This is a genomic window from Streptomyces sp. NPDC058279 (genome assembly GCF_042881255.1).
Classification (GTDB): Bacteria; Actinomycetota; Actinomycetes; order Streptomycetales; family Streptomycetaceae; genus Streptomyces.
Genome location: NZ_JBHVYA010000007.1, coordinates 206,979 through 232,701, shown reverse-complemented (window position 1 = coordinate 232,701; position 25,723 = coordinate 206,979). Strand labels below are relative to the sequence as shown.

Below are 25,723 nucleotides of genomic sequence, written 5' to 3'. Positions count from 1 at the left end.
TCAGCCCGGCTCTGACGAGGTCAGTGGCTGTGGCCGTGACCGTGGCCGTGACCGGCGTCGGCCTCTTCCTCGGCCGGCTTCTCGACGACCAGGGTCTCGGTCGTGAGCAGCAGGGAGGCGATGGAAGCGGCGTTCTCCAGCGCGGAGCGGGTGACCTTGACCGGGTCGATGACGCCGGCCTTGACCAGGTCGCCGTACTCGCCGGTCGCGGCGTTGAAGCCCTGGCCCTTGTCGAGCTCGGCGACCTTGGCCGTGATGACGTAGCCCTCCAGGCCCGCGTTCTCGGCGATCCAGCGCAGCGGCTCGACGGCGGCGCGGCGGACGACGGAGACGCCGGTGGCCTCGTCACCGGTGAGGCCGAGGTTGCCCTCCAGCACCTTCACGGCGTGGACGAGGGCGGAGCCACCGCCGGAGACGATGCCCTCCTCCACCGCGGCGCGGGTCGCCGAGATGGCGTCCTCGAGGCGGTGCTTCTTCTCCTTGAGCTCCACCTCGGTGGCGGCGCCGACCTTGATGACGCAGACGCCGCCGGCGAGCTTCGCCAGCCGCTCCTGCAGCTTCTCGCGGTCCCAGTCGGAGTCCGTGGACTCGATCTCGGCCTTGATCTGGTTGACGCGGCCGAGGACCTCCTCGGAGCTGCCGCCACCGTCGACGATGGTGGTGTCGTCCTTGGTGATGGTCACGCGGCGCGCGGTACCCAGGACGTCGAGACCGGCCTGGTCGAGCTTGAGGCCGACCTCCTCGGCGATGACGGTGGCACCGGTGAGGGTGGCCATGTCCTGGAGCATCGCCTTGCGGCGGTCACCGAAGCCGGGGGCCTTGACGGCGACGGCGTTGAAGGTGCCGCGGATCTTGTTGACGACCAGGGTCGACAGGGCCTCGCCCTCGACGTCCTCGGCGATGATCAGCAGCGGCTTGGAGGCGCCGGCCTGGATGACCTTCTCCAGCAGCGGCAGGAGGTCCTGGATGGAGGAGATCTTGCCCTGGTTGATCAGGATGTACGGGTCGTCGAGGACGGCCTCCATACGCTCCTGGTCGGAGACCATGTACGGCGAGAGGTAGCCCTTGTCGAAGGCCATGCCCTCGGTGAACTCCAGCTCCAGGCCGAAGGTGTTGGACTCCTCGACGGTGATGACACCGTCCTTGCCGACCTTGTCCATCGCCTCGGCGATGAGCTCGCCGACCTGCTGGTCCTGCGCGGAGAGCGCGGCCACGGCGGCGATGTCGGACTTGTCCTCGATCGGGCGGGCGGTCGCGAGGAGCTCCTGCGACACGGCCTTGACGGCGGCGTCGATGCCCTTCTTGAGGGCGGCCGGGGAGGCGCCGGCGGCGACGTTGCGCAGACCCTCGCGGACCAGCGCCTGGGCCAGCACGGTGGCGGTGGTGGTGCCGTCACCCGCGATGTCGTTGGTCTTGGTCGCCACCTCCTTCACGAGCTGGGCGCCCAGGTTCTCGTACGGGTCGTCCAGCTCGACCTCGCGAGCGATGGTGACACCGTCGTTGGTGATGGTGGGGGCGCCGAACTTCTTGTCGATGACGACGTTGCGGCCCTTGGGGCCGATCGTCACCTTCACCGTGTCGGCAAGCTTGTTCACACCGCGCTCGAGGGCGCGACGGGCGTCCTCATCGAACTTCAGAATCTTCGGCATGGGAGCGGTTCAGTCCTCTCGTTGCGATCCTCGGCCGCTCACCGCGACCGCCACCGCCTAGAACGAACTACGCCCCTCGCCCCCCGGCATCAGCAGGGTGACCAGGGGCGCAGCTCAAAGCAAAACTGGAGAAGTGACTTACTTCTCGACGATCGCGAGCACGTCGCGGGCCGAGAGGACGAGGTACTCCTCGCCGCTGTACTTCACTTCGGTGCCGCCGTACTTGCTGTACAGCACGATGTCGCCGACGCTGACGTCCAGCGGGAGACGCTGGCCGTCCTCGAAGCGACCCGGACCGACCGCAAGGACGACGCCCTCCTGGGGCTTCTCCTTCGCGGTGTCCGGGATGACCAGGCCGGAGGCCGTGGTCTGCTCGGCGTCGAGCGGCTGGACCACAATGCGGTCCTCAAGCGGCTTGATGGCAACCTTGGAGCTGGCGGTCGTCACGATCCGACCTCCCCCTTCGGAGATCCGGGGTTAACTGTCTGAGGTGGCGACCAGGTCGATCCGTCGTCGCGGGTGCCGGACCTGCCTGTCGCTGTGTTGGCACTCACCAGGGGCGAGTGCCAGGTGCGAGACTATTCCGGCGATTAGCACTCGGTCAAGCGGAGTGCCAACACGCCACCCGAGAGATTGCGGATCGCCCCCTTCCGGAAGGCCCCGCCAGGCCCCCAGGAACCATCACCAGGGGTTCCTCGTCGTAGTGGATATGAAGATAAAACGCCCTAATACCGACGGCGAAGGCACCCCGTGCGGGGACTGAGGCCGCTGACGGTCGCCGGCGCGCGCCGGCGCACCGAGGCATTGCTGCTGGTTCTCGTCATCTGCATCGCCGTTTTCGGCCACGCCCAGGCCGGTCTGGCGATGAACGGCGTGCTGCCGCCGCAGCTCACCGGCTTCACGATCAGCCTGTCGCTGCTCGCGCTGGTGGGGCACCTGGGCATCCGCCGGTTCGCGCCGTACGCGGATCCGCTGATCTTCCCCCTCGCCATGCTGCTGACCGGGCTCGGGCTGGTCCTCATCCACCGCCTCGACCAGGGGTACATCGAGCGCTACGGATCGGACGCGAACGCGCCCGGCCAGTTGATGTGGACCGTGGTCGGGGTCGCCGCCTGTCTGCTCGTGGTGGCGCTGCTGCGCGACCACAGGCTGCTACAGCGGTTCATCTACATCACGATGGCCGTCGCACTGGTGCTGCTCATCGCCCCGGCCTTCTTCGGCGCGGACACCTACGGCGCGAAGCGCTGGATCATCCTGTTCGGGTTCTCGCTCCAGCCCGGCGAGTTCGTGAAGATCATGATCGCGATCTTCTTCGCGGGCTACCTGGTCGTCCACCGGGACTCGCTGGCCCTGACGGGCCGCAAGTTCCTCGGCATGCGGCTGCCGCCGATGCGCCAGCTCGGGCCGATCGTCACCGTCTGGATCCTGTCGCTGCTGGTGCTGGTCTTCGAACGCGACCTGGGGACGTCGCTCATCTTCTTCGGCGTGTTCGTGGTGATGCTGTACGTGGCCACGGAACGCACCAGCTGGATCGTCTGCGGCCTCGTCATGGCGGCGGGCGGCGCGTTCGTGGTGGGCTCGACGGAGCCGCACGTGAAGGCGCGCGTGGCCGCCTGGCTCAATCCGCTGTCCTACTACTGGAAGGACCGGCCGCCGGGCGTCACCTCCGACCAGTCGGCGCAGGCGCTGTTCAGCTTCGGCACGGGCGGGATCACCGGTACCGGGCTCGGCATGGGCCACCCGGAGCTGATCAAGTTCGCCGGGCGCAGCGACTTCATCCTGACGACCGTGGGCGAGGAGCTCGGCCTGACGGGCGTGATGGCCGTTCTGCTGCTCTACGCGCTCCTCGTCCAGCGGGGGCTGCGGATGGCGCTGGCCGCGCGGGACCCGTTCGGCAAGCTGCTGGCGGTGGGCCTCGCGGCGGCCCTGGCGCTCCAGGTGTTCGTGGTCGCCGGCGGTGTGACGGGCCTGATCCCCCTGACGGGCAAGGCCCTGCCCTTCCTGGCCAAGGGCGGCTCGTCCCTCCTCGCGAACTGGATCATGATCGCCCTGCTGCTCCGCATCAGCGACAGCGCGGAACGCCAACGCGAGGCGGACGCCCGGGGCCCGGTGGAAACCACCATCACACCGCTGGTGGCGCGGCCGGGGCCCTGACGGGCGGGGGCTTCGGAGGCGGGACACCGGCCGGGGCGGTTGCGCTGCCGGGCGGGGCTGCGGGGGGCGGGGGCTGCGGGGCGCGGCGTTTCGGTGGGGCGGTGTCAGGGACGGTACTGATATCGACTACAGGACTGTCAGTTGGCGCGCTCAGCGGCGCTGCGTTCCACGCAGAACTCGTTGCCTTCGGGATCGGCCAGCGTCACCCAGCCGGTTCCGTCCGGCTTGCGGTGGTCGCCCACCACCGTCGCGCCGAGGGCGAGGACACGCTCCACCTCTTCGTCGCGCGACCGGTCCTGCGGCTGCAAGTCGAGGTGCACGCGGTTCTTCACCGTCTTGGCATCGGCCACCGCCACGAAGAGCAGATGCGCACCGGACGCCACGACCGTTGCCTCGGGGTCACCGGGAAAGTCATCGGGGGCGAGCGAGCCGTCCAGCAGGGCGGCCCAGAACTGCGCCAGACGGTAGGCGTCGGAGCAATCGACGGTGATGTGTCGGATCAAGGAAGTCATTGGCGCACTATCGACCGGCCCGACGACCGGTGTCCACCGACTTGTCGTGCGGGTCCATGACCGGCCACGGACGGGGGTCAGGCGCCGAGACGGGAGGAGCGCGTAGCGATCTGTCGCGCGCGGGTGCCGGTTCGGTGTCCGGTTCGGTGTCTGATGTGGTCTTGCTCGCCCCGGGCGATCCCTGACGGTCCCTGAGGGGTCGCTGACACCGCCCCACCGAAACCCCGCCCCCGAAGCCCCCGCCCCGCCGAAGCGCCCCTACAGGTAGTCCTCCAGGCGGCCCACCTTGAAGCCCTGTTCCTGGATGCGCTGGAGCATGTGGGTGGTCATCTGGGTTTCCGTCTCGCCCTTGAGTTCGGCCGGGCCGCGGAAGTGGGCGAGGACGATGTCCCCGGGACGCAGCGCGGAGCCTTCGGCGTACTGGAAGCCGGTGATCTGCATCGACACGCGCCACAGGATGACCTGGGAGATGCCGCACTCGGAGGCGGCCTTGAGGGTGTCGTCGTTGTAGTTGCCGAACGGCGGGCGGAAGCGGGTGGGCTTGGTGCCGAAGCGCTTCTCCAGGCGTTCCTGCTGACCGCATATCTCCTTCTTCTGCGCCGCGAAGCCCAGCGTGCGCAGGTTCGGGTGGGTCAGGGTGTGGTTGTTTATCGTGCTGCCGCTGCCGTTGTCGCGCAGCGTCTGGAAGTGGCCGTAGTCGGACGAGGCCACGTTGTCCGTCAGGAACATGCTGATCGGCAGCTTGAGGTCGGCCGCCATCTTCAGGAACTGCGGGTCCTTCTCCGCGCCGTCGTCGAAGGTCAGGAAGACGACCTTGTCGCCCGGCGCGACGGGTATTCGGTCTATGACGGCCGGCTTGCCCGGTGCGGGCTTGGGGAGTTGCGGCTTCTGGACGGGCTTGGGCGCGTACTGGACCGGGGCCGTCAGCCCCCATTTGCGGTACGCGTCGTCCGCCGACGCCGACGGCGCGGGGGACGAGGCGGCGGTGGACGGGGAGGCCGAGGGCTTCCCCGTCTCCTGTTTGGTCTTGCGCCCCAGACGTTCGATGGGGTCCACGCTGTTCCCGCACCCCGAAAGGGTCAGCGCGAGCGCGCCGGCTGCGAGCGTCCCGGCCACCAACCGGCGCGCGTACTTCACCTGGCTTCTCCCAAGTTGCCCCGGCCTTCAGGTCGGAGAGGAATGGGTCCATGGCTCGAAGCCGGGAGGCGATGGAGTTCTCTACGCATCTGCCATGACCTGTACTTTCGGCTGTTGTCAGTGGTCGGGGCTAGGTTGAAAGCGTGAAGATTGTGGTGCAGGTGAAGCTGCTGCCGTCACCCGAGGTGGCGACGGCTTTGTCCACAACCCTGCACGCGTGCAACCGAGCGGCCGATATCGTATCGGGGGTGGCGTACGAGACGGGCATCACGTCCCGCAACGAGTTGCAAAGGGTCGTTTACGCCCGTCTCAAGACCGAGTTCAGGCTTGCGGCCCAGCCGGCCGTCCGCACGGTGAAGAAGGTCGTGGACGCCTACACGACCTTGAGTGCGAACATTCGGGCGGGCGGCCTCGGCCCCCAAGGGTCGAACCGGCGTAGGCGCGCGGAGTCGAAGCCGATCCGGTTCCGGTCGGATGCGGCCCAGCCGTATGACGACCGGATCCTGTCCTGGCAGCACGAGGCGCGCACCGTCAGCATCTGGACCTTGGCCGGGCGGATGAAGGGGGTCCCGTTCGCAGGGTTCCCAGATCACCTGGCGATGTTGGCGAAGTACCGGCAAGGTGAGTCGGATCTCGTCTACCGGGGCGGCATGTGGTTCCTGATCGCGGTGTGTGAGGTTCCGCAAGCGCCGCTCGATGTCGACCCGGTGGACTGGATCGGTGTGGACCGGGGGATCGCCAACCTCGCCACCACCTCTGACGGGGACAACTACCAGGGCCGCCGTCTGGCACGGTACCGGCGCTGGAACGCCCGGAAGCGCGCCGAACTCCAGGCGAAGCACACCCGCTCCGCCACCCGGCGCGTCAAGCGGCGAGCCAAGCGCGAGGCCCGGCATGCCACGCACGTCAACCATAAGATCAGCAAGGAGATCGTGGCCGTCGCACGACGCACCGGTCGCGGAATCGCCCTCGAAGAACTGAGTGGCATCCGCGACCGGGTACGGCCTTCCCGCGACCAGCGGGCCGCGCTATTCTCCTGACCGTTCCACCAGCTCGAAGAGCACATCCGGTACAAGGCCCAACGGGCCGGAGTGCCGGTGGTCTTGGTGGACGCCCACTACACCTCGCAGATGTGTCCCAGATGCGGGCACACAGCGAGGTACAACCGTCCCACCCGGGACACCTTCCGCTGTCGTCGGTGCGGGCTCGCCGGCCCCGCCGATCACGTCGCCGGGATCAACGTGCGCAACCGCGCGCGCTCGGCGTGGGTTCTCGCCAACGGACCCGTACCACAAAGGGCTTAGCATCCCTTGTCGGTAGATGCGACCCGTGACCGCCCTGTCGTAGGGGGCAGTCGGGAGCGCGACAAGGCGTAGGCGACTGAGTCGACAAGCTCGGTCGTTTACGGCTGAGGAGTTGGCAAGTAGTCCTCCAGGCGAGCCACGGCGTAACCCTTGTCCGTGACGGTCTTCATGACATGACGGATCATGTCAGGCATCGTGCCCTTCCAGTCCTCCCGCCCCCGGAAGTGCGTGAGGATGATGTCACCGGGGTGCAGGTCACGGTCCCATTCCCGGTAGTCCATCCGGTTGACGAACGCCTCGGCGTTCCACAGCGGGACCGCCTTGATGCCGCAGGACTTCGCCGCGCGCAGGGTGTCCTGGTTGTAGTTGCCGTAGGGCGGCCGGAAGAGGGTCGGCCGCTTGCCGAACTCCTTCTGGATGGTGTCCTGCTGCCCGCAGATCTCCTCGCGCTGCTTCTCGTAGTCGAGGGCCGGCAGGTAGCGGTGGTTGAGCGTGTGGTTGTTCAGGGTGACGCCCGCGGCCTGCATCTCCTTGAAGTACGGGTAGTTGTCCCGCACCAGGTAGTCGCTGAGGAAGGCCGTGTAGGGAATCTTGAGTTCCTTCATCATCTTGAGGAACTCGGGGTCCTTCTCGGCGCCGTCGTCGATCGTCAGGAAGACGACCTTGTCCTCGGTGGGGACCGTGGTGAAGACCGGCGGGAGGTCCTCCTGGCCCTCGACCTCGAAACCGTCGCGGGTGGTGATCTCCGGCTTCGTCTTGGGCGCGGCCGGGGCGGTCAGCGGCGGCTTGGCCAGCTTCCACTTCTTCGCCGCGACGATCCGGGCCTGCTGGGCGGCCTTCTGCTGCTCGGCCGGGTTGGCGAGCGCGCCCGCCGCGCCGGCTCCTTCGGCGCCCTGGCCGCCCTTGTGCTTGGTGGCGGGCGCGTCGGGGGAGCCGCATGCGGTGCCCAGCGCGGCGACCAGCAGCGCGGTGAGGGCCACCCCGTACCGGCCGAGCGGACGCGCCGCCGACCGATGACCTTGTTGCGTATTATTTCCCTTTTGTCGTACAGGCTGCATAGCGTCGGATACTCCCAGGACGCTCCCCCGGTCCCCCGCAGACACCGCGAGCGGAGTTCGACCTTCCATCGACTGGCCCACACTGGCCGACAATGGACCGTGTGACCCCCGAAGACTTCGCCGCCCTCCTGACCCCCGAGGGGCGCGCCCTCCTCGACTCGCTCCACGACTACGACCCGGCCCGGGAGCTGGCCGTGGCCACCCGGCTGCGCCGGGAACACCCCGCCGCCCTGGTGTCGGCCGCGCTCGGGCAGGCCCGGCTGCGGCAGCGGGCGGTGGCGAAGTTCGGGGCCGAGGACGCCGGCCGGATGTACTTCACCCCCGGCGGCGGCGAGATGGCCACCCGCGCCTCGGTGGCGACCTACCGCGCCGGCCGGCTCGCGGCCCTCGGCGTACGCAGCGTCGCGGACCTGTGCTGCGGCATCGGCGGCGACGCGCTGGCCCTGGCCCGGCTGGGCATCCGGGTGCTCGCGGTGGACCGCGACCCGCTCACCGTCGCCGTCGCCCGGGCCAACGCCGAGGCGCTGGGGCTGGCGGAGCTGATCGAGGTCCGGGAGGCGGATGTGACCGCCGTCGACACCGCCGGCTACGACGCCGTCTTCATCGACCCGGCGCGGCGCGGCGGCCGGGGCCGGATCTTCGACCCCGAGGGCTACTCCCCGCCGCTGTCCTGGGCCGTCGCCGCCGCGCGCAGCGCCCCGTACGCCGCGATCAAGATCGCTCCGGGCATCCCGCACGAGGCCGTCCCGGCGGAGGCCGAGGCCGAGTGGATCTCCGACCAGGGGGACGTGAAGGAGGCCGTGCTGTGGTTCGGTACGGAGCCCGGCGGCGTACGGGCCACCCTGCTGCCCGGGCCGCGCGCGCTGCGCACCGCCGATCCGCTGCCCGATCCGGCGGCGGGGCCGGTCGGCCGGTACCTCTACGAGCCCGACGGCGCCGTGATCCGCGCCCATCTCGTCGCCGAGGTCGCCGACCAGCTCGGCGGTCGCCTCATCGACCCGACCATCGCCTACATCACCGCGGACGAGTTGCGGGCGACGCCGTACGCGACCGCCTACGAGATCACCGATGTGCTGCCGTTCGGCCTGAAGAAGCTCAAGGCGCTGCTGCGCGAGCGGGGCGTCGGCATCCTGACGGTGAAGAAGCGCGGCTCGGCGATCGAGCCGGAGGAACTGCGCAAGAAGGTCAAGCCGCAGGGACCGCACTCGGCGACGGTGATCCTGACCCGCGTCGACGGCGCGCCCTCGATGCTGATCGGCGGCCCCGTCACAGGGCGGTGACGGGGCCGCCCCGCCTCCGGGCCGGCCCTTCTTTCGGCCTAGCCGGACACCTCGCGGCCGGTGGTCCGCAACGCGCGCAGGGCCCAGCGGTAGTGGGCGCCGGCCTTGCCGAGGCCGAGGAGTCCGGTGATCCACAGGATCAGGCCGAGGCCCATGAAGTACGTGACCTCGCCGTACGTCACCTCGCCCGGCCGGGCCCCCGCCGCCGTCCCGAAGGTCACCCAGAGCCCCAGCGCGCCGAGGGCGAAGGAGGTGAGCAGCCAGGTCAGGCTGCGCCAGGGTGCTCGCACGAGGGCGTCGGCCGCCGGGTCCCGGTCGGATTCGGCCCACGCGCACAGCAGGTGCCGCAGCTGCCGGTCCCGTTCGACGCCCTTGGCGAACCAGATCCCGGCGGGGACCAGCACCCCTACGCCGAGCACGCCGAAGATGAGCCCGAAGAGGTACGAGAGCGGATCGTCGCTCTCGAACGACATCAGCGCCATGCCGATGAAGGTCCAACCGAGCGCGAAGACGGCGGCCACCGCCCAGAGCAGCAGCAGCCGGCCCGGGCCGAGGGTGCGCCGGCCCAGTTCCTTGAGGAAGCGCGCGCGGTCGGCGCGTACGACGGACTCGTCCATCCAGTCCCGCAGGTGCGCGGGCGGCGGCGGAGGCGGCAGGTCACGACGGGACATGCACATGACCATACCGGGATCTGATGCAGAGTCACTCGATGGGCGCTCAGCCGCCCGTGACCTCCACCGACTCGAACCGCCAGCGGTGCACCGCCCGGGTGATCAGGTCGGCGGCCGGCTCGGGCAGCTCGGGCAGCTCCGCCGCCACGCCCTCGGCGGCCTGCCACCAGGTGACCACCAGCACCCGGTCCTGCGGGGCCCGCAGGACCTCGCGGCGCACCGGCTCCCGGGCCAGGACCTGGGCGCGGGCCCATTCCAGCAGCTCGTCGGCGCGGCCGGGCACCGCCCGGGCCTCCCACATCAGCGCGACCGTGCTCATGAGTAGAGGTTGTCCTTGCTCGACTCGTGCACGTGGTCGTGGTCGTGGCTGTGGGCGTGACCGTGGTCCTGTGTCCCCGGCACGTGCGGGTCCGTCACCGGCAGCGAGGAGTCGGCCGACAGGTCCCAGTCCGAGGCCGGACGGTTCCGCTTGACCATCTCCGCGCCCAGTGCGGCCACCATGGCGCCGTTGTCCGTGCACAGCTTCGGCCGCGGCACGCGCAGGATGATCCCCGCGTCGTCGCACCGCTCCTGGGCCAGCGCCCGCAGCCGGGAGTTGGCCGCGACACCGCCGCCGATCATCAGGTGGTCGACGCCCTCGTCCTTGCAGGCGCGGATCGCCTTGCGGGTCAGCACGTCGACCACGGCCTCCTGGAAGGACGCCGCCACATCCCGCACCGGCACCTCCTCGCCCGCCTTCCGCTTCGCCTCGATCCAGCGGGCCACCGCCGTCTTCAGGCCGGAGAAGGAGAAGTCGTACGCCGCGTCGCGCGGCCCCGTCAGACCGCGCGGGAAGTTGATCGCCTTCGGGTCGCCCTCCCGCGCGAGCCGGTCGATGACCGGACCGCCGGGGAAGCCCAGTTGCAGCACGCGGGCGATCTTGTCGAACGCCTCGCCGGCCGCGTCGTCGATGGTCGCGCCGAGCGGCCGTACGTCGGCGGTGATGTCCGGCGCCAGCAGCAGCGAGGAGTGTCCGCCCGACACCAGCAGCGCCATGGTCGGCTCCGGGAGCGGCCCGTGCTCCAGTTGGTCGACGCAGATGTGCGAGGCCAGGTGGTTGACCCCGTACAGGGGCTTGCCCAGGGCGTACGCGTACGCCTTGGCCGCCGAGACGCCCACCAGCAGGGCGCCCGCGAGGCCCGGGCCGGCGGTGACCGCGATGCCGTCGAGGTCGCGGGCGCTGACGCCGGCTTCCTTCAGGGCGCGGTCGATGGTCGGGACCATGGCCTCCAGGTGCGCGCGGGAGGCCACCTCGGGCACCACCCCGCCGAAGCGGGCGTGCTCGTCGACGCTGGAGGCGATCGCGTCGGCCAGCAGGGTGGTGCCGCGGACGACGCCGACGCCGGTCTCGTCGCAGGAGGTCTCGATGCCGAGGACGAGCGGTTCGTCAGCCATGGGTCTCACCTTGTACGTGTACGGACGGTGCGGAGTCTGGGGATGTGGGGCCGGAGAGGCGCATCACGAGCGCGTCGACGTTGCCGGGCTGGTAGTAGCCGCGCCGGAAGCCGATCGGCTCGAAACCGAAGCGCTCGTAGAGCTTTTGGGCGCGCGTGTTGTCCACCCGCACCTCCAGCAGCACCTCGGCGCACTCGAAGGCGGTCGCCGCGCGCAGCAGGTCCTCCAGCAGGCGGGCGCCGAGACCGGTGCCCCACTGGTCGCGGGAGACGGCGATGGTCTGTACGTCGCCCAGGTCGCCGGAGGCGGCCAGTCCGGCGTAGCCGACGATGCGCCCCCCGGACCCCTCGGCGACGACGTAGCGGCGGGTGGCGCGCGGGCCGCGCGCGTGGGCGAGTTCGGACCAGAACATGCCGGCGGACCAGGCGTCCTCGGGGAACAGCTCGTGTTCCAGTTCCAGCACGGGCTCTATGTCCCACCAGCGCATCTCGCGCAGTACCGAGGTCACTGCGGGGTGACCACCTTGTAGTTCTTGGGCACCTGGGCGTCGGGCCGGCGCAGGTACAGCGGCGTCGGGGGCATGCCCTCCGCGTTCTCGAACGGGGTCCCGGCCGCGAGCCGTTCCGCCGCCAGCGCGGCGAGGGCGCCGGCGCTCTGGTGCTCGGGCTGCCGGGCGTCGGTGAAGACCTCCGGGTACAGCAGCGCGCCCTGCCCGACGGCGGGCAGGCCGGCGACCCGCTCGGCGATGTCGGCCGGGCGGTCCACGGCCGGGTCGCCGACGCGCGTGCGCGGGTCCTCGTACCGCGCCCAGTAGACCTCCTTGCGCCGCGCGTCGGTGGCGACGGTGAAGGGGCCCTCGATCCCGGCGGCGCCGGCCGCGTAGGCCAGGCCGTCCAGGGTGCACAGGCCGTGCACGGGGACGCCCAGGACGGCGGCGAAGGTGGAGGCGGTGACGAGGCCGACGCGCAATCCGGTGTAGGGGCCGGGGCCGACGCCGACGACGATGCCGGTGACGGCTTCGAGCTTCACCCCGGCCTCGGCGAGGACCGCGTCGACGGAGGGCAGCAACAGCTCCCCGTGACGGCGGGCGTCGACCTGGTTGGATTCGGCGAGGACCGACTCGCCGTCGTGCAGGGCGACGGTGACGGCGGGCGTGGCGGTATCTACAGCGAGCAAGAGCACGCGAACAGCCTACGACTCCTTGGGCCCCGGCCCTTGCGGCCGGTCGCGGACCACCCCGGCTGCTACCTTTCGACCGAGGCGGTCGGTGCGGTGCTCGACCGGATGTTCCAGCGCCCCCCGGGCCGGGTGGCCGGCGGACCCGGTGCCCCCGCGGGCCCGGTGCCCCTGCGGACCCGGTGGCCCGTGGACGACGCGCCACAGAGAACGCGACACAGAGAACGCGGGAGACCGCGGAGAGGCGGAGCAAGGTGGCACGCAGCAGCTCGGGAATCGTGGCCGGGCTCACCGTCGCGGCGCTGGTCGCCATCGCTTTCCTCGGCTACCAGGCGTCGGCCACGGCGCCCGCGCACCCTGCGAAGGCGGCGCCGCAGGCCCCGGCGCCCGCACCGGCGCCCGCCCGGCAGGACCCGTCGAAGCCCGCGCCGGTACCGGCCGACTCCGGGACCGGAATGCGCGTCGTGTACTCGGTGTCGCAGAAGCGGGTGTGGCTGGTCGGCGAGGACGGGCAGGCGCCGAAGTCCTTCGCGGTCATGCCGAGCACGGTCCACCCGGCGCCGGGCAGCTACCCGGTGGGCTCGCGCTCGGGCACGGTCACCGGCTCGGACGGGGTGCCGATCGAGCACGTCGTACGGTTCGCCACCACCGACGGCATCGCCGTCGGCTTCAGCGCGCGGGTGGACGGCCAGGTGCCGGAGCCGGACCAGACGAAGAAGACCGGCGGCATCCGCATGTCGCGGGCCGACGGCGACGCCATGTGGGCCTTCGCGACGATCAACACGAAGGTGGTCGTCGTGCCCTGACGGGCACCCTTCATGTTTCACCCGTACGGGCGATGCGCGTACGGGGCCTCAGGCCGCTTCGGACTCCGGGGCGGCCTGTTCGCCGTCGACGGCCACATCGAGGGCCCCGTCCCGGCGCTCGGGCCGTACGGGGAGGGGGGCGGGCGGTGTGGAGACGGCGGTGGCGGCCGCGCAGGAGGCGAGCAGCGCCCCCATGGACACGTCCGTGCCCGACGCCCGCCCTGCTCCCGTTGCTGCGCGTGCTGCTCCTGCTGCCGACATGGCTGCCTCCTGGACCGGCCCGGGGCGCTGTACTTAGGCACACCTAACCAGCGCTCGGAACCATGTCACCACGAGCATCCGCACTCGCGCAACGTTTTCCCGACGGACTGTCGGAACGTCGTCCGCCCCCAGGGTCGGCCCGGCTAGCGGGACACCCGCTCCGCGAGTCCGGCCAGGCCGTCGGCCGCGCCGGCCCACCGCGTCCCGATGCCGCGCACCGCGACCTCGCGCACGTCGTCGAGGACCTCCTCGTGGCCGACGGCGCGCGCGATCACCACGTGCAACCGGTCGTCGGAGAGTTCCTCGACCTTGCCGTCGCCCCACTCGACGACGACCACGGACTCGGGCAGGGACACGTCGAGGTCCAGGTCCTCCATCTCCTCCAGCCCGCCGCCCAGCCGGTACGCGTCCACGTGCACCAAGGCCGGTCCGTCGCCCAGCGGCGGGTGCACGCGGGCGATCACGAAGGTGGGGGAGGTGACGGCCCCGCGCACGCCGAGGCCCTCGCCGAGGCCGCGCGTGAGGGTGGTCTTGCCCGCGCCGAGCTCGCCGGTCAGCAGGACCAGGTCCCCGGGACGCAGCAGGCCGGCGATCCGGCGGCCCAGCTCGCGCATGGAGTCGGGCGAGTCGACGGTGATCAGGGTCTCGGTGACGGCGCCTTCGCCCGCGCCGGGCGCGGCGGCCTCAGCAGCCGGGGTGTGCGGCGCTTCTCGCGGTACTTCTTCCATGCGGGCCAACGTTAGTCGCTCCGGAAGTCGCTCCGGACGCCTCGGCGGGTACCGCGCCGGGCGCGTCCCCGGGCGGGTTCCGGTCCGCGCTCCCGGGCGCCGCCGCCGGCACGGCGCCGGTGCGCGCCAGCAGGCCGTTCAGCAACGCGGTCACGGCGTCCGGGCGCTCCAGCATCATCAGGTGCCCGGTGTGCTCCAGGACCACCAGTTCCGCGGCGGGCAGCACCTCCTTGATGGCGAGGCTGTGCTCGGGCGGGGTGATCATGTCGCGGTCCCCGGCGATGACGGTGACGGGGATGTCCGCGAACCGCCGCAGCGCGACGGTCTTGTCGTGGATCTGGAAGGCCGGATAGAACTCGGCGACCACGTCGATGGGGGTCGCCTCGATCAGCCGCTCGGCGAAGCGGGCCACGCCCGGGTCGATGTCCCGGGAGCCGAACGAATACTGCTTGATCATGCCCGCGAAGAGGTCGGCGGTGGCGCGGCGGCCCCGCTCCACGAGCTCCACCTGGGAGCCGAGCACCTTGAGCACCCCGGGCAGGAGGCGGCGTACGGCGCCCATTCCGACCGCCGGGAGTCCGTACGTGACCTCGGACAGCCGTCCGCCGGAGGTGCCGACCAGGGCCACGCCGAGTACCCGCTCCCGTACGAGGTCCGGGAACTGCTCGGCCAGCGCCATGATCGTCATACCGCCCATGGAGTGGCCGACGAGCACCAGCGGGCCGTCGGGGGTGGTGGCGTCGATCACCGCCTTGAGGTCCCGGCCGAGCTGCTCGATGGTCACCGGTTCGCCGGCGGCCTGGGCGAGGCCGCGCATGCTGCGGCCGTGGCTGCGCTGGTCCCAGTAGACGGAGCGGACGGTTCCGCGCAGGGCGGCGCGTTGGAAGTGCCAGGAGTCCTGGCCGAGGCAGTAGCCGTGGCAGAAGACGACGGTCGCGGCGGGCGGCTTCTTGCGGCGGGACCTCCCGCGCCGGCCCGGCTCCTCGGGCAGTTCGTCGACCTCGTAGTACAGCTCGGTGCCGTCCTCGGCGCGGCAGATGCCCTCCGCCCCGCGCAGGGACCCGTAGTCGCCGGCGGCGTCGAGGGCGAGCCGCGCCTTCCTGCGGATGCCGCGACCCACGGTGATCCGCTCGACCGCGACGCCGGCGGCCGCGCCGGCGGCTATGACACCGATGGCCGCTCCGGCCCAGCCGGCCTTGCGCCAGTTCTCGCTCACGCGGTCGCCGTCCTCACTCGGCCGTCCTCGGCCGTACTCCGCCCCGCTCAGCCGTTGCGGTACACCCTGGGCACGCGGCCCCCGATACGGGTGACGATCTCATACGCGATGGTGCCTGCCGCTTGAGCCCAGTCCTCGGCGGTGGGTTCGCCCTGGTCACCGGGGCCGAAGAGGATCGCCGGGTCTCCGGCGCGCACGTCGGCGCCCTCGATGTCGACGACGAACTGGTCCATGGCCACCCGGCCGGCGACGCGCCGGACGGCGCCGCCGACGAGGACGGGACCGGTTCCGGAGGCGTGGCGGGGGACGCCGTCCGCGTACCCGACCGGGATCAGGGCCAGCCGGGTCTCACGGTCCGTCACGTAGTGGTGTCCGTAGCTGACTCCGTGACCGGCGGGCACGTCCTTGACCAGCGCGACGGACGCCCGGAGGGTCATCGCGGGGCGCAGGCCGAGCTGCTCGGGCGTGCCCAACTCGGGCGCGGGCGAGACGCCGTAGACGGCGATGCCGCAGCGCACGAGGTCGAAGTGGCTGTCGGGCAGGGTGAGCGTGGCGGGCGAGTTGGCGATGTGCCGGACCTCGGGCTCGACGCCCTCCTTCTCGGCGTAGCCGAGCATCTCGCGGAAGGCGGTGAGCTGGAGGGCGATGGAGGGGTGTCCGGGCTCGTCGGCGCAGGCGAAGTGCGACCACACGCCGGTGACGTGGACGGTCCCCTCGGCCTGGGCGGCGACGGCGGCGCCCACGAGTTCCGCCCAGTCGGCGGGCTGGCAGCCGCCCCGGCCGAGGCCGGTGTCGGCCTTGAGCTGGACGCGCGCGACCCGCCCGGCCGCGCGGGCGGCGGCCCGCACCTCCTCCAGGGCCCACATCGCGCTGACGGACACGTCCAGATCGGCCTCGACGGCCTCCCGCCAGGGGCCGCCCGGCGTCCACAGCCAGCACATGATCCGGGCCCCGATGCCGGCGGCGCGCAGCGCGAGCGCTTCCTCGGGGGTCGCGGTGCCGAGCCAGGTCGCACCGGCGTCCAGGGCGGCGCGCGCGCAGGGGACCGCCCCGTGGCCGTAGGCGTCCGACTTGACGACGGCCATGAGCTCGGCCCGGGGCGCCCGCTCGCGCAGTGCGCGGACGTTGGCCCGCACGGCGGCTAGGTCGATCTCGGCGTACGCGCGCGTCGGTGTCTCGTTCATCGAGCACAGTCTCTCAGAACCCCTGCCGGCCGCCCCGCGCCCCGCCGGCGCGGGCGCCCGGCGCAGGCCCGGGGTCAGGGGGCGCGGACGGGGTCATGGGTGCGGACTGGTCATGGGGTGCGGACGTCGCGCCAGGCGGAGGGGAGGGCTTCGGCGACCTCGTGGGCGAGGAGGGGGGCGCCGCGGGCGGCGCGGCGGGCCGCCAGGCCGTGGAGGTAGGCCGCCACCGAGGCGGCGTCCGGTGCGGACAGTCCCGCCGCCAGCAGGGAGCCCGCCAGCCCGGACAGCACGTCACCGCTGCCGGCGGTGGCCAGCCACGGGGTGCCGGTCGGGTTGACCCGGACCACCCCGCCGTCGCAGACCAGCGTCGTCGAGCCCTTCAGCAGCACCGTCGCCCCGTACCGCCGCGCCAGTGCCCGTACGGCGGCCAGCCGCCCGGCCTCCACCTCCTCGCGCCGGACGCCCAGCAGGGCCGCCGCCTCGCCCGCGTGCGGGGTCAGCAGCGTCGGCGCCGTCCGGGCCCGCACCGCCTCGGGATCCAACCCGCGCAGCCCGTCGGCGTCCACCAGGACCGGCACGGGGTCCGCCAGGACCTCCGGGCCGCGCTCGTCCCCCAGCCCCGGCCCGATCACCCACGCCTGCACCCGGCCGCGCCCGATCAGCGTCTCGGGGTACCTGGCCAGGACCGCCTCGCCCACCGCCGCCGGACCCACGTACCGCACCGCGCCCGCGCCGCCGCGCAGGGCCCCCGCGACGGCGAGCACCGCCGCGCCCGGGTACCGGGTCGAGCCGGCCACGATGCCGACCACGCCCCGTCGGTACTTGTCGCTGGCCGCGCCCGGCTCGGGCAGCAGCCGCGCCACGTCGGCGTGCTGCAACGCCTGCGCGTGCGGCGCGGGGAGGGCGAGTCCGATGTCCACCAGCCGTACCGCCCCGGCCCGCTCGGCGCCCGGGTCGATCAGCAGTCCCGGCTTGTACGCCCCGAACGTCACCGTGACGTCGGCCCGCACCGCCGCCCCCGCCACCTCGCCCGTGTCCGCGTCCACGCCGCTGGGCAGGTCGGCGGCCACCACCACCGCGCCCGCCGGGATCCGCTCCACCAACGCCGCGGCCGCCGGCCTCAGTCCGCCGCGGCCGCCGATGCCGAGCAGTCCGTCCACCACCAGGTCGGCCCGTCCCGGCACGGCCGCCGCCACCGTGCCGCCCGCGCCCCGCAGGGCGGCCAGGCCGCCCGGGTGCATCCGCCGGGGGTCCATCGGCACGGCCGTCACGCCGGCGCCGCGCCGGGCGAGCCGTGCGCCGGCGTACAGCGCGTCGCCACCGTTGTCCCCCGGGCCCACCAGCAGCACGACCCGCGCGCCGTACACCCTCCCCAGCAGCCCCGCGCAGACGGCGGCCAGCCCGGCCGCCGCCCGCCGCATCAAGGTGCCCTCCGGCAGCCGCGCCATCAGCTCGTGCTCGGCGGCCCGTACGGTCTCCACGCTGTAAGCAGTACGCATGCCCCCACCCTGCCCGAAAAGGCCGCCGCGACCACCGAGGCGGTGGCGCCTACCCCTCGGCAATGACCACGGCGGAGGCGACCCCCGCGTCGTGGCTCAGCGAGATGTGCCACGACTTCACGCCGAGCGCCACGGCCCGCGCCTCCACCGTCCCCGACACCCGCACCCGCGGCTGCCCGGTCTCCTCGACGTAGACCTCGGCGTCCGTCCACAGCATCCCGCCGGGCGCGCCGAGCGCCTTGGCGAGTGCCTCCTTGGCCGCGAACCGGGCGGCGAGCGAGGCGGTTCCGCGCCGCTCGCCGCTCGGCAGGGTCAACTCGGCGTCGACGAAGAGCCGTTGCGCCAGGTGTGGCGTCCGCTCCAGGGCGGCGCCGAACCGCTCGATCTCGGCAACGTCAATCCCCACACCGATAATCACAACACCAGATCCCTACTCGACCGTGACCGATTTGGCGAGGTTACGCGGCTGGTCCACCTCGTTGCCCCGAGCGGTCGCCAGCTCGCACGCGAACACCTGCAACGGCACCGCCGCCACCAGCGGCTGGAGCAGCGTCGGCGTGGCCGGGATGCGGATCAGGTGGTCCGCGTACGGGACCACCGCCTCGTCACCCTCCTCCGCGATCACGATCGTGCGCGCACCGCGGGCCCGGATCTCCTGGATGTTCGACACGATCTTGTCGTGCAGCACCGAACGCCCGCGCGGCGACGGCACCACGACCACCACCGGCAGGTCCTCCTCGATCAGCGCGATCGGCCCGTGCTTCAGCTCGCCCGCCGCGAAACCCTCCGCGTGCATGTACGCCAGCTCCTTGAGCTTGAGCGCGCCCTCCAGCGCCACCGGGTAGCCGACGTGACGCCCGAGGAACAGCACGGTGTTCTTGTCGGCCAGCGACCGCGCCAGCTCCCGCACCGGCTCCATCGTCTCCAGCACCGTGTCCACGGCCGCGGCGATGTCCGACAACTCGCGGATGACCGCGCGGATCTCGTCGCCCCACTTGGTGCCCCGTACCTGTCCGAGGTACAGCGCGACCAGGTAGCAGGCCACCAATTGGGTCAGGAACGCCTTGGTCGAGGCGACGGCCACCTCCGGGCCGGCGTGCGTGTACAGCACCGCGTCCGACTCGCGGGGGATCGTGGACCCGTTCGTATTGCAGACGGCCAGCACCCTGGCGCCCTGCTCGCGCGCATGCCGCAGCGCCATCAGGGTGTCCATGGTCTCGCCGGACTGCGAGATCGCGATCACCAACGTCCGCTGGTCCAGGATCGGGTCGCGGTAGCGGAACTCGCTGGCCAGTTCCGTCTCGCACGGGATGCGGGTCCAGTGCTCGATGGCCAGCTTCGCGATCATGCCCGCGTGGTACGCCGTACCGCACGCCACGATCACGACCTTGTCGACCTCGCGGAGCACCGAGGCGGGGATACGCACCTCGTCCAGGGTCAGCAGGCCGCTCGCGTCGATCCTGCCCAGGAGGGTGTCGGCGACAGCCTTCGGCTGCTCGGCGATCTCCTTGAGCATGAAGTAGTCATATCCCCCCTTCTCGGCCGCCGAGGCGTCCCAGTCCACGTGGTACGCCCGCACCGTCGCGGCCGAACCGTCGAAGTTGGTCACCGAGACCCCTTCGCGGCGGAGCTCGACGACCTGGTCCTGCCCCAACTCGATCGCGGACCGCGTGTGGGCGATGAACGCGGCCACATCCGAGGCGAGGAAGTTCTCACCCTCTCCAACGCCCACCACCAAGGGGGAGTTCCGACGCGCCCCGACCACCACGTCCGGTGCGTCGGCGTGCACCGCGACCAGCGTGAACGCGCCCTCCAGCCGCCGGCAGACCCGCCGCATGGCCTCCGCCAGATCACCTGACGCGACATCGAACTGCTCGGCGAGCAGGTGCGCCACGACCTCGGTGTCCGTCTCGGACTCCAGCTTGTGCCCGCGCTCGGCCAGTTCGGCGCGCAGCACGGCGAAGTTCTCGATGATCCCGTTGTGCACGACCGCCACGCGCCCCGAATTGTCGAGGTGCGGATGGGCGTTGACGTCGGTGGGACCGCCGTGGGTCGCCCACCGGGTGTGCCCGAGGCCCGTGCAGCCGGCCGGCAGCGGGTGCCCGACCAGTTCCTTCTCCAGGTTGACCAGCTTGCCGGCCTTCTTGACCGCGTCCAGACCCCCGTCCGCGAGCACGGCGACACCCGCCGAGTCGTAGCCGCGGTACTCCAGCCGCTTGAGTCCGGCGATGACCACATCGAGCGCCGACTGCGCTCCCACGTAACCCACAATTCCGCACATAGGCGGCAGGGTACGCCGTGGCCGGCCTCCTGCCCCGTACCCGAACCGGACGAAAACCCCGCCCCGGCGAATGCGGCGGAGCGGGGTTGACGACCATCCGAGGGCAAGTCGGTCGATCAGGCGAGCAAAGGTCGCTCAGAGCTTCTTCGCCTGCGCGTCCACGACGGCCTTCGGCTGCTCGGCCTCGCCGGTCAGGCTGAGCGCGGTGAACGTCGCGAGGGTGTTGCCCTTGCGCAGGACGACCACGCGGGTCACGTTCCGGTCGCCGTCGCCCAGGTCCATCACGGTGACGAAGGAGACCGCCTCGTCGCCGCCGGGGAGCGCGGTGTCGGCCTTGACGCTCTCGATGGCCGTCCTCTCCCCCGTCTGCGTCACCGAGAAGCCGCCCGCGCACGCCTCGACGCCCGCCTTGACGGCGCCGATGGCCTCCTCGGCGCCCTTCCCGTCGTAGGAGACCAGCGCCACCGACGTGGCCGTCGTCCTGACGGCGTCCGCGACCGCGTCCGCCTTTCCCTCGGCGCCCGCGCCCTCGGTCGCGGCCCGGGGCCTGCCGCTCGCGACGACCCGGGCGACGCCGGCGGACACGCCGATCGGCTGCATGCCCTCGGCCTGGGCCAGCGGCTTGCAGGGCGCCTTGTCCGTCTCGATCGGGTCGTCCTGCGCCGCGCTGTCCTCCACCCGCTCCAGCCGGTGCTCGGGCAGGTCCGCCTCGGTCACCAGCAGCGGGCGCAACTCGCCGGCCGTCTTTCCCTTGGGGCCCGCCGCGGCTCCGCTCGACGGCGCGGCGGACGGCCTGGTGGCGGACGCGCGGGCGGCGTTTTTGAAGTCGGCCTCGGCCCCGCCGGCCTTGCCCGAGCCGCAGGCCGTGGCCAACAGCGTCAGGGACACCGCCGAAGCGGTCAGGACGGCACGGCGGACAAGCACGGTACGCACGAAAGATCTCCCCCGGAACACGAAAACACACAGAGGCAGCCCCGGGCGGCGCCCTCGGCCGCAGGCGCGCACCGGAGCTGCGGCGATCAGCAATGTACGGCGGGAAGCACACGCGCACGATCCGGTTTTCACAGACCGTCGCCAATCGTGATCGCCGCGAGACCGACACGACACTCGAATCGATATCCGCCCCCCGGAAGGGCCCTCCCGGCAAGGCCCCGGCGCGCTGCGGCCCTCCTCCGGCACGTGACCGACCACACCACCCATAAGCGAGCGCGAGCCCCGACAATGGCCTTGTGATCACTTCGCCGCCACGAAGCACGCCCGGCCGCGCAACGGAGCGCGCCGGCCACCGCCGGCCCGCCGAGGCTTCCCCCTACGTCGACCTCACCCGGGCCGAGTGGAGCGCCCTGCGCGAGCGCACTCCCCTCCCGCTCACCGCCGACGAGGTCGAGCGGCTCCGCGGCCTCGGCGACGTCATCGACCTGGACGAGGTCCGGGACGTCTACCTGCCGCTGTCGCGCCTGCTGAACCTCTACGTCGGCGCCACCAGCAACCTGCGCGGCACCCTGAACACCTTCCTCGGCGACGCCGGCAACGGCCACGGCGCGCAGCAGGGAACCCCCTTCGTCATAGGGGTCGCCGGCTCCGTCGCCGTCGGCAAGTCCACCGTCGCCCGTCTGCTCCAGGCGCTGCTCGCGCGCTGGCCGGAGCACCCCCGGGTCGAACTCGTCACCACCGACGGCTTCCTGTACCCGATGAAGGAACTCCGGCGCCGCGGCCTGACCGCCCGCAAGGGATTCCCCGAGTCGTACGACCGTCGGGCGCTCACCCGCTTCGTCGCCGACATCAAGGCGGGCAAGGACGAGGTCACGGCCCCCGTCTACTCCCACCTGATCTACGACATCGTCCCCGGCGAGCAGCTCGTCGTCCGCCGCCCGGACATCCTCATCGTCGAGGGGCTCAACGTCCTCCAGCCGGCCCTGCCGGGCAAGGACGGCCGGACCAGGGTGGGCCTCGCCGACTACTTCGACTTCAGCGTGTACGTGGACGCGCGTCCCGAGGACATCGAGCGCTGGTACCTCAACCGGTTCCGGAAGCTGCGCGAGACCGCCTTCCAGAATCCTTTCTCCTACTTCCGCAAGTACACGCAGGTCTCCGAGGAGGAGGCCCTGGAGTACGCGCAGACGATGTGGCGGACCATCAACAAGCCCAACCTGATGGAGAACGTGGCCCCGACCCGCGGCCGCGCCACCCTCGTCGTGCGCAAGGGTCCGGACCACAAGGTGCAGAAGCTCAGCCTGCGCAAACTCTGAAAAGCTACTGTTCGGGCATGCTGCACCTGCGGATGATCACCCCGCCCGACCGGACGCACGCCGTCCTCCGCCTCGTCGAGGACACCGTCGGCACCACCCACCTGGTGGTGCTGACCGGCGCGGCCCTCGTCCCCGCCGGTGACCTCGTGCTGTGCGACGTCGCGCGCGAGGCGGCCGACGAGCTGCTGCACGCCCTGCGCGCACTGGGCATCGACGAGGACGGCTCGATCTCGGTCGAGAACATCGACCTCACCCTCTCCAAGCGCGCCGACGAGGCCGAGGAGGAGGCGCCCGGCGAGGCCGCCGACGCCGTGCTGTGGGAGCAACTGACCGAGGCGACGCACGAGGAGTCGACCCTCACGGTCACCTACGTCGCATTCATGATCGTCGCGACCCTGATCGCCGCCTGCGGCGTGGTCCTGGACAACGCCATCCTGATCGTGGGCGCGATGGCCGTCGGCCCGGAGTTCGGCCCGCTCGCCGGTGTCTGTACCGGTCTGGTCCGGTGGGCCCCCAAGGCGGCCGGGCGGTCCCTGGTGGCGCTGCTGGCGGGTTTCGCCGCCGCGATGGCGGCGACGACCCTGTTCAGCCTGGCGATGAACGCGCTGGGCCTGTTCCAGCGCTCGATGCTGGAGAACCCGCGCCCGAACACCAGCTTCATCTGGCAGCCCGACTCGTTCTCCTTCACGGTCGCCCTGCTCGCCGGGGTGGCCGGCGTGCTGTCCCTGACCTCCGCGAAGTCGGGTGCGCTGGTCGGCGTGGCCATCTCGGTGACCACCGTCCCGGCGGCCGCCAACGCCGCCGTGGCCCTCAGCTACGGCGAGGTGGGCCAGATGTGGGGCTCGGCGGAGCAGTTGCTGCTGAACCTGGGCGGGATCATGCTCGCCGGCACCCTGACCCTGTACGCGCAGAAGCGGCTCTGGCGCACCCAGCGTGGCCGCTGGAGCCGCAAGCGGCCCGAGACGACCTGAGCCACGACCACCCGGGCCGGGACGACCCGAGCCCGGAACGACCCGAGCCCCGCCGCCCCACGAAGGGGCGACGGGGCTCGGATGACGACTCCGGTGACGACTGCTGACGACTCCGGGGGCAGGGCCTAGCCGAGCGCCGACTTCACGGCGTCCGCCAGCCGCCCCGCGACCGCGCGGGCCTGCTCGATGTCGGCGGCCTCCACCATCACCCGTACGAGCGGCTCCGTACCGGAGGGACGCAGCAACACCCGTCCGGTGGCGCCCAGCTCGCGCTCGGCGTCGCCCACCGCGGCTGCCAGGTCCCCGGAGGTCGCGACCCGGGACTTGTCCACGTCGGGCACGTTGATCAGGACCTGCGGCAGCCGCTGCATCACACCCGCCAGCTCCGCCAGCGACCGTCCGGTGGCCGCGACGCGGGCCGCCAGCAGCAGACCGGTCAGGGTGCCGTCGCCGGTGGTCGCGTGGTCGAGGATGATCACGTGGCCGGACTGCTCACCGCCCAGCGCGTAGCCGTGCTCCTTCATCGACTCCAGCACGTAGCGGTCGCCGACGCCGGTCTGGACGACCTGGATGCCCTCGGCCTCCATGGCCAGCTTGAACCCCAGGTTCGACATGACGGTGCCGACCACGGTGTTCGCACGGAGCTGTCCCGCCTCGCGCATGGCCAGCGCCAGCACCGCGAGGATCTGGTCCCCGTCGACCTCCGCGCCCGAGGCGTCCACGGCCAGGCAGCGGTCGGCGTCGCCGTCGTGCGCGATGCCGAAGTCGGCGCCGTGCTCGATGACGGCCTGCTTCAGCAGGCCGAGGTGGGTGGAGCCGCAGCCGTCGTTGATGTTGAGGCCGTCGGGCTCGGCGCCGATCGTGACGATCTCCGCGCCCGCCCGGGCGAACGCCTCGGGGGACACGTACGCGGCCGCCCCGTGCGCCTCGTCCAGGACGACCTTGAGTCCGTCGAGACGGTTGGGGAGGACCCCGATGAGGTGGGCGACGTACTTCTCGAAGCCCTCGGTGTAGTCCGAGACCCGGCCCACGCCACCACCGGTGGGACGGTCCCAGGGGGCGCCGGTGCGGTGCTCCTCGTAGACGGACTCGATCCGGTCCTCCAGCTCGTCGGCGAGCTTGTGGCCGCCGCGCGCGAAGAACTTGATGCCGTTGTCGGGCATCGCGTTGTGGCTGGCGGAGAGCATCACGCCGAGGTCGGCGCCCAGCGCACCGGTGAGATACGCCACCGCCGGGGTGGGCAGCACACCGACGCGCAGGACGTCCACGCCCGCGCTCGCGAGGCCCGCGACGACCGCGGCCTCCAGGAACTCACCGGAAGCGCGGGGATCGCGGCCGACCACGGCGGTCGCCCGATGGCCCGCGAAGGTACCCGCCTCGGCCAGTACGTGTGCGGCCGCCACGGAGAGACCGAGCGCGAGCTCGGCCGTCAGATCCGCGTTGGCGACGCCTCGTACACCGTCCGTCCCGAAGAGTCGTCCCACTGTTGTCCTCCCGAGTTCACGCTTCGCTTAGTACCGCTGTGTGACAGATATGTGCCGCTTGTGGCGGTAAACGAACCGCCCCGGCAGCACAGAGAGTGCTGCCGGGGCGGTTTCGTTGCAGAACAGCAGGCGCAGATTAACGCTTGCTGTACTGCGGAGCCTTACGGGCCTTCTTGAGACCGGCCTTCTTGCGCTCGACCGCACGGTCGTCGCGGGAGAGGAAGCCGGCCTTCTTGAGCGCCGGGCGGTTGTTGTCGACGTCCGCCTCGTTCAGCGCACGGGCCACACCGAGGCGCAGGGCGCCGGCCTGGCCGGAGACGCCGCCACCCGCGATGCGGGCGATGACGTCGTAGCGGTTGTCGAGCTCAAGGAGCTTGAACGGCTCGTTGACTTCCTGCTGGTGCACCTTGTTGGGGAAGTAGTCCTCAAGGGTGCGACCGTTGATCTTCCACTTGCCGGTGCCCGGAACGATCCGGACGCGGGCGATGGCGTTCTTGCGACGACCCAGACCGGCGGCCGGCTGGGGGTCGCCGAAGCGACCGGCAAGGGACTCGGAGGTGTAGTCGCCCTCGACGACGACCTCGGACTCGCTGGTGTACTCCTCGACGTTGCCCTCGAACTCTTCGACGGGGGTCGTCTCGGCGGTGGTCTCGGCCACGATGCTCCTCA

26 protein-coding genes and 1 pseudogene are annotated in these 25,723 nt (G+C 71.7%); 7 read left to right on the top strand and 20 right to left on the bottom strand.

Translation table 11 applies throughout. From position 1 onward, the window contains the following. Nucleotides 1-20 precede the first annotated feature (20 nt). Together groL and groES are read right to left on the bottom strand one after the other, a co-directional pair. Entirely contained in the window at nucleotides 21-1,649 is a 1,629-nt protein-coding gene (groL, locus tag ACFVXJ_RS16485; RefSeq protein WP_389662351.1) for a chaperonin GroEL, read from the bottom strand. A gap of 138 nt (nucleotides 1,650-1,787) precedes the next feature. Beyond that, nucleotides 1,788-2,096 (bottom strand): co-chaperone GroES, encoded by a 309-nt coding sequence (gene groES, locus ACFVXJ_RS16480; protein WP_030230757.1) that lies wholly within the window; start codon nucleotides 2,094-2,096, stop codon nucleotides 1,788-1,790. A 303-nt stretch (nucleotides 2,097-2,399) separates the two neighbouring features. On the opposite strand from groES, the gene ACFVXJ_RS16475 reads away from it, so the two are divergent. Further along, the gene (locus ACFVXJ_RS16475) at nucleotides 2,400-3,803 is read left to right on the top strand and encodes an FtsW/RodA/SpoVE family cell cycle protein (RefSeq protein WP_389662350.1); all 1,404 of its coding nucleotides are present in this window, start codon (nucleotides 2,400-2,402) and stop codon (nucleotides 3,801-3,803) included. Between the two features lie 137 nt (nucleotides 3,804-3,940). Here the strand turns inward: ACFVXJ_RS16475 and ACFVXJ_RS16470 are convergent, their stop codons facing one another. Both ACFVXJ_RS16470 and ACFVXJ_RS16465 read right to left on the bottom strand, forming a co-directional pair. Continuing rightward, nucleotides 3,941-4,315 (bottom strand): VOC family protein, encoded by a 375-nt coding sequence (locus ACFVXJ_RS16470; RefSeq protein WP_389662349.1) that lies wholly within the window; start codon nucleotides 4,313-4,315, stop codon nucleotides 3,941-3,943. Nucleotides 4,316-4,573: 258 nt separating this feature from the next. Continuing rightward, nucleotides 4,574-5,452 (bottom strand): polysaccharide deacetylase family protein, encoded by an 879-nt coding sequence (locus tag ACFVXJ_RS16465; protein ID WP_389662348.1) that lies wholly within the window; start codon nucleotides 5,450-5,452, stop codon nucleotides 4,574-4,576. A gap of 143 nt (nucleotides 5,453-5,595) precedes the next feature. On the opposite strand from ACFVXJ_RS16465, the gene ACFVXJ_RS16460 reads away from it, so the two are divergent. Together ACFVXJ_RS16460 and ACFVXJ_RS16455 are read left to right on the top strand one after the other, a co-directional pair. Continuing rightward, a complete protein-coding gene (locus tag ACFVXJ_RS16460; RefSeq protein WP_389662347.1) occupies nucleotides 5,596-6,492 on the top strand; it encodes a transposase in 897 nt (298 codons plus the stop codon). Nucleotides 6,493-6,507: 15 nt separating this feature from the next. After that, nucleotides 6,508-6,756, top strand: a pseudogene (locus ACFVXJ_RS16455) (zinc ribbon domain-containing protein); the annotation flags it as partial. A 98-nt stretch (nucleotides 6,757-6,854) separates the two neighbouring features. Here the strand turns inward: ACFVXJ_RS16455 and ACFVXJ_RS16450 are convergent. After that, a complete protein-coding gene (locus tag ACFVXJ_RS16450; protein WP_389662346.1) occupies nucleotides 6,855-7,814 on the bottom strand; it encodes a polysaccharide deacetylase family protein in 960 nt (319 codons plus the stop codon). A 92-nt stretch (nucleotides 7,815-7,906) separates the two neighbouring features. On the opposite strand from ACFVXJ_RS16450, the gene ACFVXJ_RS16445 reads away from it, so the two are divergent. After that, entirely contained in the window at nucleotides 7,907-9,094 is a 1,188-nt protein-coding gene (locus tag ACFVXJ_RS16445) for a methyltransferase domain-containing protein (protein ID WP_389662345.1), read from the top strand. Between the two features lie 38 nt (nucleotides 9,095-9,132). Here ACFVXJ_RS16445 and ACFVXJ_RS16440 read toward each other — a convergent pair whose 3' ends face one another. Genes ACFVXJ_RS16440 through tsaB form a run of 5 tightly spaced genes read right to left on the bottom strand, consistent with a single transcriptional unit; the run spans nucleotide 9,133 to nucleotide 12,381 of the window. Then, nucleotides 9,133-9,765, bottom strand: coding sequence for a hypothetical protein (locus ACFVXJ_RS16440; protein ID WP_389662344.1), 633 nt, complete (start codon nucleotides 9,763-9,765; stop codon nucleotides 9,133-9,135). Between the two features lie 46 nt (nucleotides 9,766-9,811). Beyond that, complete coding sequence (locus tag ACFVXJ_RS16435) at nucleotides 9,812-10,084, bottom strand: hypothetical protein (RefSeq protein ID WP_389662343.1); 273 nt, start codon at nucleotides 10,082-10,084, stop codon at nucleotides 9,812-9,814. Further along, a complete protein-coding gene (gene tsaD / locus ACFVXJ_RS16430) occupies nucleotides 10,081-11,199 on the bottom strand; it encodes a tRNA (adenosine(37)-N6)-threonylcarbamoyltransferase complex transferase subunit TsaD (protein WP_389662342.1) in 1,119 nt (372 codons plus the stop codon). Before tsaD ends, ACFVXJ_RS16435 begins: the two co-directional genes overlap by 4 nt. Further along, on the bottom strand, nucleotides 11,192-11,686 hold the full coding sequence (gene rimI, locus ACFVXJ_RS16425) for a ribosomal protein S18-alanine N-acetyltransferase (RefSeq protein ID WP_389662463.1): 495 nt from the start codon (nucleotides 11,684-11,686) through the stop codon (nucleotides 11,192-11,194). The genes tsaD and rimI overlap by 8 nt, the downstream gene beginning before the upstream one ends. A 17-nt stretch (nucleotides 11,687-11,703) precedes the next feature. Then, nucleotides 11,704-12,381 (bottom strand): tRNA (adenosine(37)-N6)-threonylcarbamoyltransferase complex dimerization subunit type 1 TsaB, encoded by a 678-nt coding sequence (gene tsaB, locus ACFVXJ_RS16420; protein ID WP_389662341.1) that lies wholly within the window; start codon nucleotides 12,379-12,381, stop codon nucleotides 11,704-11,706. 248 nt (nucleotides 12,382-12,629) lie between these two features. Here tsaB and ACFVXJ_RS16415 point away from each other — a divergent pair, with 248 nt between their 5' ends. Then, nucleotides 12,630-13,181, top strand: coding sequence for a hypothetical protein (locus ACFVXJ_RS16415; RefSeq protein WP_389662340.1), 552 nt, complete (start codon nucleotides 12,630-12,632; stop codon nucleotides 13,179-13,181). A 48-nt stretch (nucleotides 13,182-13,229) separates the two neighbouring features. On the opposite strand, the gene ACFVXJ_RS16410 is transcribed toward ACFVXJ_RS16415, so the two are convergent. The 8 genes from ACFVXJ_RS16410 to ACFVXJ_RS16375 form a co-directional block, all read right to left on the bottom strand. Further along, entirely contained in the window at nucleotides 13,230-13,442 is a 213-nt protein-coding gene (locus tag ACFVXJ_RS16410) for a hypothetical protein (RefSeq protein ID WP_389662339.1), read from the bottom strand. 143 nt (nucleotides 13,443-13,585) lie between these two features. Continuing rightward, a complete protein-coding gene (gene tsaE / locus ACFVXJ_RS16405) occupies nucleotides 13,586-14,170 on the bottom strand; it encodes a tRNA (adenosine(37)-N6)-threonylcarbamoyltransferase complex ATPase subunit type 1 TsaE (protein ID WP_389662338.1) in 585 nt (194 codons plus the stop codon). Further along, nucleotides 14,127-15,386, bottom strand: coding sequence for an alpha/beta fold hydrolase (locus ACFVXJ_RS16400; RefSeq protein WP_389662337.1), 1,260 nt, complete (start codon nucleotides 15,384-15,386; stop codon nucleotides 14,127-14,129). Before ACFVXJ_RS16400 ends, tsaE begins: the two co-directional genes overlap by 44 nt. A gap of 47 nt (nucleotides 15,387-15,433) precedes the next feature. Next, nucleotides 15,434-16,570 (bottom strand): alanine racemase, encoded by a 1,137-nt coding sequence (gene alr / locus ACFVXJ_RS16395; RefSeq protein WP_389662336.1) that lies wholly within the window; start codon nucleotides 16,568-16,570, stop codon nucleotides 15,434-15,436. A gap of 110 nt (nucleotides 16,571-16,680) precedes the next feature. Continuing rightward, a complete protein-coding gene (locus ACFVXJ_RS16390; RefSeq protein ID WP_389662335.1) occupies nucleotides 16,681-18,069 on the bottom strand; it encodes an NAD(P)H-hydrate dehydratase in 1,389 nt (462 codons plus the stop codon). A 49-nt stretch (nucleotides 18,070-18,118) separates the two neighbouring features. Continuing rightward, nucleotides 18,119-18,487, bottom strand: coding sequence for a holo-ACP synthase (locus ACFVXJ_RS16385; RefSeq protein WP_361312411.1), 369 nt, complete (start codon nucleotides 18,485-18,487; stop codon nucleotides 18,119-18,121). A gap of 12 nt (nucleotides 18,488-18,499) precedes the next feature. Further along, nucleotides 18,500-20,350 (bottom strand): glutamine--fructose-6-phosphate transaminase (isomerizing), encoded by a 1,851-nt coding sequence (gene glmS, locus ACFVXJ_RS16380; protein ID WP_389662334.1) that lies wholly within the window; start codon nucleotides 20,348-20,350, stop codon nucleotides 18,500-18,502. A 135-nt stretch (nucleotides 20,351-20,485) separates the two neighbouring features. Then, entirely contained in the window at nucleotides 20,486-21,283 is a 798-nt protein-coding gene (locus ACFVXJ_RS16375) for a hypothetical protein (protein WP_389662333.1), read from the bottom strand. A 296-nt stretch (nucleotides 21,284-21,579) separates the two neighbouring features. On the opposite strand from ACFVXJ_RS16375, the gene coaA reads away from it, so the two are divergent. Both coaA and ACFVXJ_RS16365 read left to right on the top strand, forming a co-directional pair. Continuing rightward, nucleotides 21,580-22,599: a type I pantothenate kinase gene (gene coaA, locus ACFVXJ_RS16370; protein WP_361312415.1), complete on the top strand. Its 1,020-nt coding sequence runs from the start codon at nucleotides 21,580-21,582 to the stop codon at nucleotides 22,597-22,599. Nucleotides 22,600-22,616: 17 nt separating this feature from the next. Beyond that, entirely contained in the window at nucleotides 22,617-23,570 is a 954-nt protein-coding gene (locus ACFVXJ_RS16365; RefSeq protein WP_389662332.1) for a DUF389 domain-containing protein, read from the top strand. 125 nt (nucleotides 23,571-23,695) lie between these two features. Here ACFVXJ_RS16365 and glmM read toward each other — a convergent pair whose 3' ends face one another. Next, nucleotides 23,696-25,054, bottom strand: a complete 1,359-nt coding sequence (glmM, locus tag ACFVXJ_RS16360; protein ID WP_389662331.1) for a phosphoglucosamine mutase — start codon at nucleotides 25,052-25,054, stop codon at nucleotides 23,696-23,698. A gap of 136 nt (nucleotides 25,055-25,190) precedes the next feature. Beyond that, nucleotides 25,191-25,712 (bottom strand): 30S ribosomal protein S9, encoded by a 522-nt coding sequence (rpsI, locus tag ACFVXJ_RS16355; RefSeq protein ID WP_361312420.1) that lies wholly within the window; start codon nucleotides 25,710-25,712, stop codon nucleotides 25,191-25,193. Nucleotides 25,713-25,723: the final 11 nt, after the last annotated feature.